The 16,394-nt window shown below is 36.5% G+C and carries 13 protein-coding genes and 1 pseudogene; 3 read left to right on the top strand and 11 right to left on the bottom strand.

Translation table 11 applies throughout. The features are described from left to right. Positions 1 to 12: 12 nt before the first annotated feature. Positions 13 to 204: a hypothetical protein gene (locus tag CBG25_RS12585; RefSeq protein WP_290607016.1), complete on the bottom strand. Its 192-nt coding sequence runs from the start codon at positions 202 to 204 to the stop codon at positions 13 to 15. 484 nt (positions 205 to 688) lie between these two features. On the opposite strand from CBG25_RS12585, the gene pykF reads away from it, so the two are divergent. Both pykF and CBG25_RS12575 read left to right on the top strand, forming a co-directional pair. Then, on the top strand, positions 689 to 2,101 hold the full coding sequence (gene pykF, locus CBG25_RS12580; RefSeq protein ID WP_290607014.1) for a pyruvate kinase PykF: 1,413 nt from the start codon (positions 689 to 691) through the stop codon (positions 2,099 to 2,101). Positions 2,102 to 2,690: 589 nt separating this feature from the next. Then, on the top strand, positions 2,691 to 2,927 hold the full coding sequence (locus CBG25_RS12575) for a major outer membrane lipoprotein (protein ID WP_290607012.1): 237 nt from the start codon (positions 2,691 to 2,693) through the stop codon (positions 2,925 to 2,927). A gap of 174 nt (positions 2,928 to 3,101) precedes the next feature. Here the strand turns inward: CBG25_RS12575 and CBG25_RS12570 are convergent, their stop codons facing one another. The 9 genes and pseudogenes from CBG25_RS12570 to CBG25_RS12530 form a co-directional block, all read right to left on the bottom strand. Beyond that, positions 3,102 to 4,019: a L,D-transpeptidase family protein gene (locus CBG25_RS12570; RefSeq protein WP_290607010.1), complete on the bottom strand. Its 918-nt coding sequence runs from the start codon at positions 4,017 to 4,019 to the stop codon at positions 3,102 to 3,104. A gap of 80 nt (positions 4,020 to 4,099) precedes the next feature. Further along, entirely contained in the window at positions 4,100 to 4,528 is a 429-nt protein-coding gene (gene sufE, locus CBG25_RS12565; protein ID WP_290607008.1) for a cysteine desulfuration protein SufE, read from the bottom strand. Positions 4,529 to 4,559: 31 nt separating this feature from the next. Continuing rightward, positions 4,560 to 5,816 carry a cysteine desulfurase SufS gene (sufS, locus tag CBG25_RS12560; RefSeq protein WP_290607006.1) on the bottom strand — a complete coding sequence of 419 codons (1,257 nt, stop codon included), beginning with the start codon at positions 5,814 to 5,816 and terminating at the stop codon, positions 4,560 to 4,562. Between the two features lies 1 nt (position 5,817). After that, entirely contained in the window at positions 5,818 to 7,137 is a 1,320-nt protein-coding gene (gene sufD, locus CBG25_RS12555) for a Fe-S cluster assembly protein SufD (protein ID WP_290607004.1), read from the bottom strand. Continuing rightward, on the bottom strand, positions 7,112 to 7,858 hold the full coding sequence (gene sufC / locus CBG25_RS12550; protein WP_032115044.1) for a Fe-S cluster assembly ATPase SufC: 747 nt from the start codon (positions 7,856 to 7,858) through the stop codon (positions 7,112 to 7,114). Before sufC ends, sufD begins: the two co-directional genes overlap by 26 nt. A 44-nt stretch (positions 7,859 to 7,902) precedes the next feature. Continuing rightward, a complete protein-coding gene (gene sufB, locus CBG25_RS12545) occupies positions 7,903 to 9,402 on the bottom strand; it encodes a Fe-S cluster assembly protein SufB (RefSeq protein WP_290607001.1) in 1,500 nt (499 codons plus the stop codon). 12 nt (positions 9,403 to 9,414) lie between these two features. After that, positions 9,415 to 9,786, bottom strand: a complete 372-nt coding sequence (gene sufA / locus CBG25_RS12540) for a Fe-S cluster assembly scaffold SufA (RefSeq protein WP_290607018.1) — start codon at positions 9,784 to 9,786, stop codon at positions 9,415 to 9,417. 328 nt (positions 9,787 to 10,114) lie between these two features. Next, positions 10,115 to 10,525, bottom strand: a complete 411-nt coding sequence (locus tag CBG25_RS12535) for a hotdog fold thioesterase (protein ID WP_290606999.1) — start codon at positions 10,523 to 10,525, stop codon at positions 10,115 to 10,117. Then, positions 10,522 to 13,588, bottom strand: a pseudogene (locus tag CBG25_RS12530) (FAD-binding and (Fe-S)-binding domain-containing protein). The gene CBG25_RS12535 and the pseudogene CBG25_RS12530 overlap by 4 nt, the downstream one beginning before the upstream one ends. Positions 13,589 to 13,802: 214 nt before the next feature. Here CBG25_RS12530 and ydiK point away from each other — a divergent pair. Beyond that, positions 13,803 to 14,912, top strand: coding sequence for an AI-2E family transporter YdiK (gene ydiK, locus CBG25_RS12525; protein WP_290606997.1), 1,110 nt, complete (start codon positions 13,803 to 13,805; stop codon positions 14,910 to 14,912). Between the two features lie 1,110 nt (positions 14,913 to 16,022). Here the strand turns inward: ydiK and CBG25_RS12520 are convergent. After that, on the bottom strand, positions 16,023 to 16,394 hold a 372-nt coding region (locus CBG25_RS12520), incomplete at its 5' end, for a transposase (RefSeq protein ID WP_290603757.1).

Below are 16,394 nucleotides of genomic sequence, written 5' to 3'. Positions count from 1 at the left end.
TATACTTCTTTTTTAGAGACTGCGAAACTCGTGATTGATTGCGGCCGACTGCAATTGGATATGATTATTACTAACTGTTCGGATCTGCTGTCCTAGTTGGGCGCCAATTGGTTGCGATGAAGAAATAGTAATATCACCCACTTCACCAATCTGAATAGCTGTTACGCGGTTATGCGATTGAGTATGATTAATCTGATTAAACATCAATATCCTCCTTGATTTACTTATAAATATTTAGCTAAATCCAATTTTAAAAAATTAAATATCAAATATTTGCTTTTAGTTAAGATGCAATAATGTTATTCCCTTTCCAGTATACAAATAAACAGTTAGTTTATCAGTCAAATTTTATCATTTCAGATAAAATCTAACGGCACTGTTATCTGCTAGTAAATATTGTGGTGATTAGCATATGTTTATATTGGTTTCTCGTTGATAGCATGAATAGTAATAACTACAATATCATAATAAGTTATATATCATTCAAATGATGCAACTGACAATATAGTGGCCAGTTGCAATAATAAGGCATGATATTTATACTTGTGCCACTTACTTTATCGTTATTAAATACCAGTGGATTTTTAGCTATTCGTTACGGCGTATAACCTATATCAAAACAAAAACCTGATATAAACACCGCAATTAATTAATAAAATACTGCTATAAAACCTGTAGATTAATTGTCATGAAAAAAACCAAAATTGTTTGTACTATCGGCCCTAAAACTGAATCTGAAGAAAAACTCTCACAATTACTTAATGCTGGCATGAATGTCATGCGGCTAAATTTCTCACATGGTGATCATGAAGAACATGGTCAACGTATTAAAAATCTACGTGCTGTCTGTAGCCAAAAAAACCAACAGGCTGCGATATTATTAGATACAAAAGGGCCAGAGATCCGCACAATGCGGCTTAAAGATGGCAACGATGTATCGCTAATCACTGGACAAAATTTTACCTTTACCACCGACACCTCAGTGATTAGTAATCAAGATCGGGTTGCTGTGACCTACACCGGTTTACCTGATGATCTTAAACCAGGTAATACTATTCTCGTTGATGATGGCTTAATCGGTATGGAAGTTTTATCCGTTACCGCTAGTGATGTCATCTGTCGAGTACTTAATAATGGTGATTTAGGTGAAAATAAAGGCGTTAATTTACCTGGCGTTTCAATTGGCTTGCCGGCACTGGCGGAAAAAGATAAACAAGATCTGATTTTTGGTTGCCAGCAAGGCGTTGATTTTGTTGCTGCTTCCTTTATTCGTAAACGCGCTGATGTAGAAGAAATCCGCGCCCATCTAGCGCAGCATGGTGGTAAAAATATCCAAATAATCTCTAAAATTGAGAATCAAGAAGGATTAAATAACTTCGATGAAATTTTAGATGCTTCTGATGGGATCATGGTGGCACGTGGTGATCTTGGCGTCGAGATCCCAGTCGAAGAAGTTATCTTTGCACAAAAAATGATGATCGAAAAATGCGTTGCTGCCCGTAAAATTGTCATTACGGCCACCCAAATGTTAGATTCGATGATCAAAAATCCCCGCCCTACTCGTGCTGAAGCCGGTGATGTTGCTAATGCTATTTTGGACGGTACAGATGCCGTTATGCTCTCTGGTGAAAGCGCCAAAGGAAAATATCCTATCGAAGCGGTAAAAATTATGGCGACTATTTGCGATCGTACCGATCGTGTTATGCCAAGCCGCATTGATGATAGTAAAATAAACCAAAAATTACGCATTACTGAAGCAGTTTGTCGCGGTGCGGTTGAAATGGCGGAAAAGTTAAACTCTCAATTGATTATCGTGGCAACCTATGGCGGTAAATCAGCAAAATCAGTACGTAAATATTTCCCAACAGCACCGATACTTGCTTTAACAACTAATGAAGAAACTGCCCGTCAATTATTATTAGTTAAAGGCGTTATTCCACAATTAGTTAAAGAAATTACCTCCACAGACGATTTCTATCGTGTTGGTAAACAAGTTGCTTTAGACAATAATATGGCCGAAAAAGGTGAAGTTGTCGTTATGGTTTCAGGTGCATTAGTGCCAAGTGGTACAACAAATACCTCATCTGTCCATATCTTATAATTTTATTTTCCAAAATAAATTCCTCCAAATAAATAGCGGGGAATTTATTTTTTCTTTTTTTTAATAAAGAAAAATTAAAGCGCTAATATCTAATATTAGTAATTTATAATCAAAAACCTATTAATCATTTTAGCCATTGAGCATTTATTTAAGACACATTCTATTAGCCAAAAATTAATATTTCCAGCTCAAAAGATTATAATCGACATGTTATTTAAAAAATAACTGTTATCACGTTAATTTTATTTCTATAGGAAAAAATAATTGATAAAATAACGCTATGAGATAATTAAAAATTGCCGTCTACTCAAGCAAAACGAACAAAAAACAAACAAATTTATTCTCTTTTCTTAATTTTATTAAGCAACTTGTCAGATTTTAAGTAGAAAATATTCTAATTAAGTACTAGCATAAGAATAAGTAAGTATTCTGCCTGAATTTGAAAAAGATCTAATAATTCAAAGTTAGAGACAGAAATTTATTCTCTGTTTTACCAGGAATGTGCAATACTTACCTTGCTACTTGCTACTTGCTACTTGCTACTTGCTACTTGCTACTTGGAGATTAACTAAATCTAGAAGGTAATATAATGAAGCGTACTAAAGTTTTACTGGGCTCTATCGTTCTGGTTTCTGCTTTGTTAGCAGGCTGTTCAAACAGTAGCCAAATTAACAAACTGTCCTCAGATGTACAAACGTTAAACGGTAAAGTCGATCAACTATCCAATGACGTTCAGTCATTAAGTACTGATGTTCAGACTGCTAAAGATGAAGCTGCTCGTGCTAATCAACGTTTGGATAATCAAGTTCGTAGATATAAAAAGTAATCCAATTGCATTTAACGGATCACTCGATATACTAATAAGGCACCGAACGGGTGCCTTATTATTTATTACATACAACTAATTTTTAATAATACCATTATCTGATTATTAATAAATTCACTATTTTTTATAAAATAAAGTAAATCTACTCATAATTCATCACCGTCTAATATTAACTTAGCTCTTATTTACCCTAACCGGCATTCCTGAGCGACGTGCTACGGCTTGAGCGACTAATCTCTGATCAATACCAGGTTGTTGCAAAAATGCCTTAAACTCATTGCTATACACTAATGGCATCGTTTGCGGATCATCAGATTCACGTTTAGATAATGGTTGGTAAACTTCAATGTAATAGCTTCCATCTGGCTCTTTAGAGAACTTAATCGGTTCATTAATTACCTGTACACGAGTTCCTACCGGTATAGAGTAGAATAATGCTTGTATATCCTCAGATCTTAAACGAATACAACCGGAACTAACACGTAATCCAATACCAAAATTGGCATTAGTACCATGGATCAAATATTGTCCCTTACCATAAGATAATCGCAAGGCATAAAGCCCCATAGGATTATCAGGCCCGGCTGGAAATACCGCCGGCAAAATAACGCCATCGGCAGCATAACGTTTACGAATATTCGGCGTTGGTGTCCAGGTTGGATTTTTAATTAATTGACTAACAGTCGTCACCATTTTAGGTGTATTGGCGCCCAATTGCCCGATACCAATAGGGTAAACCATGACTTTATTGCTTCCTTTGGGAAAATAATACAGTCGCAATTCGGCTAAATTAACGATGATACCATCACGCTTAGTTGCAGGTAATAACATTTGCGATGGAATAATCAATGTTTTACCCGCTTTAGGTAAATATGGATCGGTTCCTGGATTAGCTTCCAACATACCCAACAAACCTATCTGAAATTCACTTGCAATAGCTTCCAGTGGACGTCCATCATTAGGCACCACATAATGACTATTTTCACCAATTAAGCGTGCTGTAGTGGATGGCAAGGAGTATTCAGCAGCACTGACATTGAAAGTCAGCCCGCTTAAAAACAACAAGCCGATAAAAAATAGAATTCTCTTCATACTTTTTCCTCCTAAGGAACGTACAAAGTTTATCGGATGAATAAGCGTCACTTTAATAATATCAGTAGTTAACTAAATGTTTAAGTGCTTGATTGGATAATTTTTTCGGCTCGCTGACGGATTGTTCTGATCATAGCATGCAATCCCTGGCTTCTTGATGGCGTTAAATGCTGCTCCAATGACAACTTTTGAAAAAATGCTTTGCTATCTGTGGTCAAAATTTGTTGTCCGGTTTTATTTTGAAAAATAATTATTACTAATGCAATCAATCCCTTAACTATAGCAGCATCGCTGTCACCAGCAAATTGGATCCTACTGTCACTATCTGGCTCCATAACAATCCAAACCTGGCTTTGACAACCTGAGACCTGATTTTTCACTTGTTTTTGTCTATCGCTAAGAGGTAATAATTTTTCCCCTAATTCAATTAAATAAAGATATCGCTCTTCCCAGTTTTGACAACGTGAAAAATTACGCAACAATTTATTCTCATCAGGCAAGGCTGACATCATTCTACCCTTATATGTACTTTAAAACAGATTAAGCCAGTAATTTTTCAATATGTTGTAGTTTTTCAACCAAAATATCAATCTCTTGTCTAGTAGTATAAACCGCTAGTGAAGCTCGGCACATAGCTGGTACTTGATAAAAATCCATCAATGGCAACGCACAATGGTGGCCTGTCCGTATTGCAATCGCATAATTATCTAAAAAACTACCGACATCATAAGCATGATGCTCGCCTAAATTGAAGGCAATAACTCCCTGGCGCTCATCTGAGCCGTAAAGACGCAAAGAGTTTACCGTACTTAAACGCTGATTAGCATACTGCATTAATGCGGTTTCATGAGCAGATATTTGTTGATAACCAATATTATTAACATAACGTAATGCCTCACCTAAACCAATAATACCAACAATATTGGGTGTGCCTGCTTCAAATCGCCATGGCGCCTTTTCGTAAGTGATATTTATTATTGCTGGCTCAGATAACGTCATACTCACTTTATCAATCATGGCTCCTCCACCTTGCCAAGGTGGTAAAGCATTTAATAATGACTTTTTGCCATATAAAACACCAATACCAGTAGGTCCATACAGTTTGTGACCGGAAAAAACATAAAAATCACAATCTAAATCTTGGACATCAATCATTTGGTGCATAATACTTTGCGCACCATCAAGCAAAATATGCAATTGTGCTGCTTTTTGCTCTGCACATTGGCGCGCATAGGCAATAATTTGTTTTGCTGGATTAACGGTTCCCAAAACATTCGACATGTGGGTAAAAGAGAGTAACCGAGTCCGGCTATCGATCAGCCTATCTAATTGTTCAAAAATTAATTTCCCATCATTATCAATAGGTAATATACGAATATCAAAACCAATCTGGCCTGCAAGCAGATGCCAAGGAACTATATTAGCGTGATGTTCCATTTGGCTAATGATAATATTATCGCCTGGTTTGATAAAACCATGTCCATAACTATTAGCAATTAAATTTATGCCTTCCGTTGTTCCTTTAACAAAAACAATTTCTTCAGAATCAGCTGCATGAATAAAATCAGCGACTTGCTGACGAACATTTTCCACCATCGCCGTGGCTTCACTACTCAAGCGATGGATCCCTCGGTGTACCGCCGCATAGTGATGACAAAGAAATTGCCTTTCCTTTTCTATCACTTGGAGCGGTTTTTGCGCACTGGCAGCACTATCCAAATAAACCAACGGTTGATCGTTGATTTTTTCTGCCAGCATAGGAAAATCTTTGCGAATAGATGCAACTGAAAATGTCATATTAAATCCCTGCCAAGCGCTGCTGAATAATATCCATTACCTTGTTACTTACCGCTTCACTATCAATAGCTTCGATGACTTCAGCTGCAAAGGCCACCATAATCATATGTTTTGCATCATTGAGATGAATACCCCGTGAACGTAAATAAAACAGCTGTTCATCATCAATCCGGCCTACTGTAGCGCCATGACTACACTTAACATCATCAGCATAAATTTCTAACTGCGGTTTGGTGTCAATTTCGGCTTGTTTACCTAATAACAAATTATTATTTGTCATTTGGCCATCGGTTTTAAGTGCCTGTGGCGCAACTTTAATCATACCATTAAAAACAGCTTTACTTTCATCCTGCACGATCGATTTATGCAACTGGCGACTTTCACAAAATGGCTGATTATGTTCAAGATAAGTTCTGGTATCAACAATTTCTCTATTTTGTGGCAACAATAAGCTATTAAGTGTTAATCTGCTACCCGCTCCATTTAATTTCACACTGGTATGATGGCGAAGTAATGCTGAGCCGATAAAAATACCGCTACTGTTTATTTGATTATCACGACCTGACAAGATGTCATTATGGGCAAAATGGTGACTTTGGTTGTTTTCAACGCTAAGTTTGATATGACTAAAATGACTATTATCACCTATATTAGAGGTCAATCGACTGCCTGTCAGATGCGGCTTATCATCAACAGAAACAAAATGTTCAATAACTTGCGATTTGCAATTGGCACCAATCTCTAAATGATAGCGATAGTGACTAGTATTAACATAATTATGGTGATTTGAACCAGAGGTAATATTCAATATATAGAGCGGTTTTTCTACCTGTTGATTAGCGGCCAATTTAATCATTAGGGGTTGAGCGGCCAGACTCTCAGTTAAATACAGGAATATTTCATCGGTCACGATAGGCGCAGGAAGCTGTGCTTGCGCATCCATCATTTGAATTTGATAAGGGCCAAAGTTATCACTACTTAAGGCAGGGATAAGACATCCATCAAACAAAACAATTCGCCAGCCATCAAGGGAGATAGCCAGCTGTTTTAATTGCTCAGCCGTAATTGTGTTAACTTTATCACTATTTAATTGGTATTGAGCGTTAAGTACTTTTGCCAACGGCGTATAATGCCACTCTTCATGGCGAAATGGCGGAAAACCAATTTTCTCTACCTGCTGCCAATAGGCCTGAGCTTGTTTTTCATTTGCTCTTTTACTGGCATAAAAAAGTGTCGCAAAGCTTTTTAGCGCCTGTTGATTTAACTTTGTGACTTGCTGCTGTTTTTCTGCTCTTTCACTGTTGGTCAATAAGCCAGCCATAGCCTTGTACCTCCAGTTTTTTGGCCAAGGTAAAATCACCTGATTGAATAATTTTACCTTGATGGAGAACATGAACAAAATCAGGCTGTACATAATCCAAAATACGCTGATAGTGAGTGACGATGATAAAAGCTCTTTCAGTGCTACGAAGTGAGTTCACGCCATTAGCTACAACTTTTAAAGCATCAATATCAAGACCCGAGTCGGTTTCATCTAAAATACATAACTCAGGCTCTAACGCTGCCATCTGTAAAATATCATTGCGCTTTTTTTCTCCACCAGAGAAACCGACATTTACTGATCGAGTAAGTAAATCTTTCGGCATATCAAGTAGTTCAATTTTATCTTCAATAAAATCCTGAAAATCAAATCTATCTAGTGGTGGCTGCTTACGATACTCTCTTACTGCATTAACTGAGGTTTGTAAGAAAAATTGATTACTTACGCCAGGAATTTCCACTGGATATTGAAAGGCTAAAAATATACCTTCTCCTGCACGTTCTTCCGGCGATAACTCAAGCAAATTTTTATTTTTGAATAGAATTTCACCCTGTTCTACTTGATATTCCTCACGTCCTGCCAGTGTCGCTGATAATGTACTCTTGCCTGATCCATTAGGCCCCATGATTGCATGTACTTCACCCGCTTTTACTTCTAGATTTAATCCGTTAAGAATTTGATTACCTTCAATACTGACATTTAAATTTTTAACACTTAACATTTCATTGGCCTTTGAATAACTGAGTATTCTTTTAATAGGAACCATCAACCCACACTATGTTCCAAACTAATTGCTAACAATTTTTGCGCTTCAACGGCAAACTCTAATGGTAATTCAGAAAAGACATCTTTACAGAAACCATTTACGATCATCGAAATGGCGTCATCCTCACTAATACCTCGTTGCAAACAATAAAAGAGTTGATCTTCACCAATACGAGATGTTGTAGCTTCATGCTCTAACTGTGCACTACTATTTTTTACTTCAATATAAGGAAAAGTATGCGCGCCACATTGAGTGCCAATTAACATAGAATCACATTGGGTATAATTTCTGGCATTTTCTGCCGTCGGTAAAATCTTTACTAAACCGCGGTAACTATTTTGACTACGACCAGCTGAGATCCCTTTAGAGATGATGGTGGAATGCGTATTCTTACCAATATGGATCATTTTTGTACCGGTATCAGCCTGTTGATTACCATTAGTTAAGGCCACTGAAAAGAATTCCCCCACCGAATTATCCCCTTGCAAAATAACACTAGGATATTTCCAAGTAATAGCCGAACCTGTTTCAGACTGTGTCCAGGACATTTTGGCATTCTCACCCTCGCATAAAGCGCGTTTAGTGACAAAGTTTAAAATGCCACCAGTTTCACTTTCACCACCTGAAAACCAGTTTTGTACGGTAGAATATTTTACTTCAGCATCTTTATGAATAATAACTTCAACTACCGCAGCATGTAATTGATAGCTGTCTCGCACCGGAGCAGAGCATCCTTCAATATAACTAACGTAACTACCTTCATCAGCAATCAAGATAGTGCGCTCAAACTGACCGGTCTTAGCTGAATTAATACGGAAATAGGTTGATAATTCCATCGGGCAACGAACTCCTTTTGGCACATAAACAAATGTCCCATCAGAAGCGACAGCAGAATTTAATGCCGCAAAAAAATTGTCTCGATTAGAAACGACCGTACCAATATATTTTTTTACTAACTCAGGATACTGTTGGATAGCTTCACCAAAAGAGCAAAAAATAATACCCAGTTTCGCTAATTCGCTACGATAAGTTGTTGAAACAGAAACAGAGTCAAAAATAGCATCTACCGCAACCGATTTACCCTCACGGACTGGTACACCAAGTTTATTGAATGCTTCTTCAACTTCGGCGGTCAGATAATTATTGCTATGCTCATCCCCACCCGCTGCCGATGAATCAGTTTCAGCTTGACAAGTATCATCGCAACTATTGCAGGATGGCGCCGCATAATAACTATATTTCTGGTAGTTTAAATCAGGATAATAGCCTTTAAGCCAGTGGGGTTCTGCCATACCCAACCAATGTTGATAAGCCTCTAAACGAAACTGCAACATCCAATCAGGTTCATTACGTTTGACTGAAATCGCTTTGATGACCTCTTCATTGAGACCTTTAGCTAATTCATCCGTTGCAACCTGAGTGAAAAACCCCTCTTTATAACGATGCTCCGCTAACCATTGTTGAACATCATCACCAATTTCTATATTACGCTGTGACATAATTTAATTCACTTAAACACCAAAGCTTTCACCACAACCACAAGCGTGTTGAGCCTTAGGATTATTAAATTTGAATACTTGATTAAGTCCCTCACGAACATAATCAACCTCAGTACCATCAATGAATGGCATTGCTTTTAGAGGAACAAAAAGTTTGGCGCCATTATTTTCAAACAGCAAATATTCTTTAGTTGGATTATCTATCAATGCAATGACATAACCAAATCCTGCACAACCTGATTGCTTGATATTAAGAGATAATCCCTGACTAGCAGGATTTTTTTTCATTAATTTAAGAATTTGAGCAGCTGCTTTATCGGTTATGGTAAGGCCCTGCCAAGTTGTTTCATTCAAAGAAAAAGTATCAACATGCTCTGCCATTATTGACCTCACGAAACTAATATTTTGACTAGATTACACTATCAATGTAACTAGACTTTTTTTGTTTAATATTATATATGGTAATGATAACATTTCTCACTTCAACCATTTATTTTAAGCGGATATTTTAATTAGAGTGTTTTTTCAGCAAAAAGTGGCGTTTATTTTACTATTTTTTTACGATTATTAATTTATCAATCACATTAACATATTGATAAGTATTAAAAAAATAAAATAAACTCGCAAATTCAATAATATTTAACGTGACGAACAAAGTATCGCTAAATAATTGAGTTTTTGTCGTTTAGTAGTTACATTTACGCGCTAACTATTAAATGATTACTGTTGTCAAACGACAAATACAACTTAGTCTTAATTGTTCATCAAAAATTTTTATCGACCAGACTTGTTGCCGGCGACCTAGATGAATTGCACTACATACGCCACGTACCTTTCCTGAAGATACCGGCCTAATATGGCTAGCATTAATTTCAGTACCAACTACTTTTTGATTATCTTGAGTACAGAGATAACCAGCTATCGAGCCTAACGATTCGGCTAATACCACCGAAGCACCACCATGTAGTAATCCAAACGGCTGCATAGCACGTTGATCAACCGGCATTGTTGCTTCAATAGTATCATCACTGATACTTAACATAACAATCCCTAAATGGGATAACATGCTGTTATCACCCCAACTATTAATTTTTTCGAGGGTATAAGTACGCTGCCAAATCATTTAAATATCTCCAATAACGCTTGTAAAGGATGTTTTATTGTTTCATTTTCAATTCGTTTTACTTGACTGCGGCAAGAGTAACCTGTTGCTAGACAACGTGTTTTGGGTAATTTTTGTAATCGATTTCCCCAAGATAAGGCATAAATTCCCTTTGAATTAACCAGATGTTTAACCTCATGACCATAAGTTCCTGCCATGCCGCAACAACCAACATTAACATTAATAAGTTGACGACCAAACTGAGCAAAAATTTTAATCCATTGCTGAGCACTATCAGCTAACAATGACATTTCGGTACAATGCCCTAATAGATACCATTTTTCAGCCGTTAACTTCGCTACTGGCTTTGGCGCTAATACTGTCATCAGCCACTCATTAACTAATTTAACTTCGAATTTACCCCGTTTATTACCAAGGATCTGATTATATTCATCGCGATAACAGAGCACTAAGGCTGGATCAATACCGACCATCGGAATTGATAATTGCGCTAAGCGGTTAAGAAAATCCGCTGTTTTTTGCGCTGTTTTGGCAAAACGGGTTAAATATCCTTTGATATGCAACGCTTTTCCATTAGCAGAAAGTGGCAACAATATAGGCCGATAACCTAATATTTCAATTAAATGGATAAAATCTGCAACTACCCTTGCATCATAATAACTAGTAAATGGATCTTGGACGACAAAAACAAATTGGCTGCGAGTCTCTTCAGGTAAGCTTTCTAATTGTGGCAATGACAGAGACAATGCTGCATGACCAGCCAATTGTTGTTGTAAACTGGGTGTAGACAGTTGAGGAAAATCCGTTAGTCCAATCACCTTGTGAGCTAGGGTTTGTATCCACCCTTGGCGTAACATAAAATTAAACCAGCGTGGCTGTTTTGCCATGAGCGGCAAAGTTAATTCAATATTGGCAACTACATAGTCACTAATTGGTCGCAAATAACGACTATAAACGACTATAATAGAGGGCTAAAAATTTTGCCCTAAACGAGGGAACATCAATTTTAACTGGGCATTGAGTTGAACACGCTTTACAGGCTAAACAACCCTCCATCGCCTCTTTTACTTCATGGGAAAAATCATACTGTCCACTCTTAGCTCGCAAGGTATGGTATAGGCGTGTTATTTTTTGCGGCCAAGAGAGTTTATAACTATTAATATCTTCTGCAAATAACCCTAAGTTTACGCCTTGCTTAACCTGTAATCTTAACCATTCTCGCATTAATGTTGCTCGGCCTTTTGGCGAATGAATTCGTTGTTGGGAAATTTTCATTGAAGGACACATTGGACTATTAACGTCAAAATTAAAACACAAGCCATTACCATTACAGGCCATAACCTGCTCAAATGTTTCCCTCACTTTGATCGGGATAGTGCGATCATAGGTTCCTCTTTTTACAGCATCAATAGGCATTAACGGAAGCTCTACATTAATTGATGAGCATATTTTTCCTGGGTTTAATTGATTAAAGGGATCAAATGCGGTTTTAATTTGACAGAGTATTTGATAAAGCTTTTCACCAAAAAATTGGGGGCCATAGGCGGAGCGAAAACCTTTACCGTGTTCCCCCCATAATAAGCCGCCATATTTAGCAGTAAGTTGAGCAATTTGATCTGAAATTTGTTTCATTAATACTTCTTCCTGAGGATCACACATATCCATCACCGGGCGAACATGTAATACCCCTGCATCAACATGACCAAACATACCATAAGCTAAATTATTGCGGTCAAGCAACGCATGAAATTCAGCAATGTAATCGGCTAAATGCTCCGGTGGCACGCAAGTATCCTCTACGAACGGTATCGGTTTTGCTAATCCTTTGGTATTAGCCAACAGGCCAACTGCTTTTTTTCTCATCGTATAGATATTTTCAATATCTGCTAATTGATGACATATATGATAATCAAGGATCCCCGAATTACCGGCTTGAATTAACTTATCCAATTGTGAACATAAACGGGTTAATTGTTGATTAATTTTKTCTTCACTATCCCCACTAAATTCAACAATATTTAATGCTGATAATTTTTTGTCATCAACATCGTTAATTAATTTACTCRCTGAATGCCAGATAATATCATCACGCGCTAAAGAGAGGATTTTAGTATCAACCGTTTCCACTGATAATGCTTTGGCTGCCACCATAACTGGTGCATTACGTAACGCTGAATCAAATGAATCATACTTTATATTAACTAATCATCTTACTTTAGGTAATGGGGTAATATTTAGCTTAGCTTCGGTAATGAAAGCCTGCGTCCTTTCAGAGCCGGTTAAAATTCGGGTTAAATCAAATTGCGTCATAGTATCGTCAAACACATGTCGCAAATCATAACCGGTTAAAAATCTATTTAATCGCGGAAACTTAGCCAAAATTAGCTGTCGCTGCTGACGACAATGGTAATAAACGGTGCTATATATGCGACCAATAGTTGATTGCTGCTGTGAAAAACGCTCCGCCAACTCAACTGTCATCGGATAGGTTTCTAATACCTCTCCACCAAGTAAAATAGCTTTAATACTCAGTACATGATCCGATGTCTTACCATAAACTAATGAGCCTTGACCTGATGCATCAGTATTGATCATGCCACCCAAGGTTGCTCGGTTACTGGTTGATAATTCAGGTGAAAAAAAATAACCATAAGGTGCCAAAAATTGGTTAAGTTGATCTTTTATCACACCAGCTTCGACTCTAACCCATTTTTCTGCCACATTAATCTGCAAAATTTTTTGCATATAACGCGACATATCAACCACAATTCCTTCAGTCAAAGCCTGGCCATTGGTCCCTGTGCCACCACCTCTGGGTGTAAAGGTTAATGACTGAAATTGTTTATCAATGGCAAGTTTCGCCAACAATTGAACATCGCTAGTCGAACGTGGATAGACAACAGCTTGAGGTGTAAGTTGATAAATACTATTATCTGTTGCCATTGATAAGCGTTCAGCATAACTGGTGGTTAAATCTCCGCTAAAACCTCGGTTTTTTAATGTCGTTAAATAGGTTGTTATTTGCTGACTGATTTGATGAGCGCGTCCTATACGTGGGATCATTATACTAGTAACTCTTTTTAATTAGTGTTCACTTTGCAATTTATGTACTATCTTTGATTGAGAGTACATGCCAGACAAAATTTGGCAATTAACATTTTGTAAACAATACAATTTCCATAACCACCCTACTTTTATTAGATACAAAAAACATAATTAATCATGTAATAGACAATTGATAATATGCACCCATCATTCTTTATAATCAGGCTAATATATGGAAAAAGCGCAATTCCCTAATGATTTACCCAAATTCATTTTTAGCATAATTGCTATTTTATTAATGATAATTGCATGTTTTTGGGTATTGAAACCATTCATACTTGGTTTTCTCTGGGCAGGCATGGTGGTTATTGCAACCTGGCCATTATTTAAAAAAATTGAAAGTAAACTATGGCATAAAAAATGGCTAGCAACTATAGCGATGACTCTATTAGTAATATTATTATTTGTTATTCCTTTTGCAATACTAATTGGTAGCATTATTCAAAATAGTGGCCCACTGATTGAATGGGCAAAATCACCAACTGAAATTAGATTAGCCGAGCTATTGTGGTTAAAAAACCTACCCTTTATAGGTAATAAACTCTTTCATGGTTGGCATACATTGGTCGCTAATGGCGGTAATACATTAATTGCAAAACTACAACCGTATGTTGGAGAAGCAACCAGCTGGTTCTTAGCGCAAGCCATTAATGCCGGGCGTTTCGTGTTTCATCTTGTCGTAATGTTACTATTTAGTGCATTACTCTATTTGCAGGGAGAAAGTGTTATATTAAGTATCCGGCATTTTGCCATTCGCCTCGCAGGTACACGAGGCGATACCGCAATCCTACTTGCAGGCCAATCAATTCGCGCTGTTGCACTAGGCGTAGTAGTTACCGCATTAATACAAGCGATTACCAGTGGTATTGGTTTAGCTTTAGCAGATATTCCTTATGCTGCGATATTAACAATTCTTATCTTTGTATGTTGTGTTGCCCAACTTGGACCATTATTGATTATGGTACCCTCCATAGTATGGTTATTCTGGTCAGGCAATACCAGCTGGGCCATTATTATGATTGTATGGAGCATAATTGTCGCAACAATGGATGGCGTACTACGTCCTATTTTAATAAGAATGGGGGCGAATTTATCAATGATACTTATTTTGATTGGCGTTATTGGTGGAATTTTATCATTTGGCGTTATTGGTCTTTTTATTGGTCCAGTCGTTTTAGCTGTCTCACATAATTTACTAACCGCCTGGATGAATGAGGTTTCGAAACCAGCTAAGTTATCAAATAATTTAACCAAATCTAATTTATATAAGAAAGATTCTTAAATTAAAATGATTGACTTAATTAATATTCTTGTTAATCATTATACTTAAATTATTTGAAATTTGTTGCGCTAAAAATTTTCCAAAATACCGATTAATACCGTACAATTAAACTTCATTAATTTTAACATTAGTATGATTAAATAATAATCTTATATAATTATACTAGTAAGTGAAATTTTTATTGAGATAATTCTTAGTGATAAAACCTTAGAGTTATCTTAATATAATGCTTATAGATTAACCTCCTTATAAATTATTGGTTTCAATGTTCCTAGCATTATTATGCAATAAAAAATCATGAAACCTACAGAATATTGCTGTGTGTAGTCTTTGCCTGTCAGCCCATGATAGGCTTTTTTTTCTATTGCTAATAGTAATATTAATGATAATTAATTGATTTATAATGACATTATTGAATTTTATTTATAAAATCTAAAGCGCATCTGCTATAAAGTAAGATACTTACCTATAAATATTCATATTTTTAATTAAGCCTGCCAAATATTGATTAATAATAAAACATGCATAAACTTTACCTGTTATTCATTTACTACTCAATTGATTATCTAATACCATATATTATTATTTGATTTCTATTATATAACAGTAAATAAACCTTATTCTATATCATAATCTGGTCTGTCATCCGTCCAGCTATAATTAAACATATAATTTACAAATTTCAACTATGTTATTTTTTTTAACGTCACTGAATATAAATAAAATAGTAAAAATAACCTAAAGTTAACAATAAATAAGTGAATAGAATACCATGAAAATCAAATAAAAGTTTTTTAACGATATATGCTGACTATAATATAAACAAATAAAATCCATTATTTAAAATAATAATATTTTATTATATAATTACATTTAGATTAAAAAACACATTTATTATCTATTTTATTGCGTAAATAATGAATAAAAAACTATAAAAAACTGATAAATATTACTGATTATTCTAATACCATCTAAAGGGCACCTCGAAAAACTCAAGATTTTCAATTAACCCTTGGCTTTCATTCTAAATAATTAGATTTTTTTTGATTATCACGTTACTGATTCTATCGCACATTGCCCTGGCTAGGGCCATTTGATCCATTCTGGGCGTCAGAAAGCCACGATGCACGCGCTCTGGAAGTACGCCAACCGCTTTAGGTTGTAACATGCTGCCATCATCGTCATGGCAAAATTAGCGCGCACCTGTCCAATGGTGCGGATCAGTTTTCTACCCATTTGTTCCATCGCCGCAAATGCATGTTCAACCCGTGCCCTAGTCTTTGCAATCCTGTGGTTTCGCCCTTGCTGAGTCTTGGACAACGGTTTGTTTCGATGGCCTTTACGCTGAATCTGGCTCCTATAGCCGTTTGCCTTCAGCCAAGCTTCCCGCTCCGCAGAGGGATAGCCTCGGTCGGCGTAGATATTGCGATTGGTGTTGGCCTTGTCAATGACCCTTTCGAAATGCTGACTGTCGTGGGTGCT

This window comes from Arsenophonus sp. ENCA, assembly GCF_002287155.1.
GTDB lineage: Bacteria > Pseudomonadota > Gammaproteobacteria > Enterobacterales > Enterobacteriaceae > Arsenophonus > Arsenophonus nilaparvatae.
Note: the sequence above shows the minus strand (reverse complement) of the source record. Positions and strands in the feature narration are given on the sequence as shown.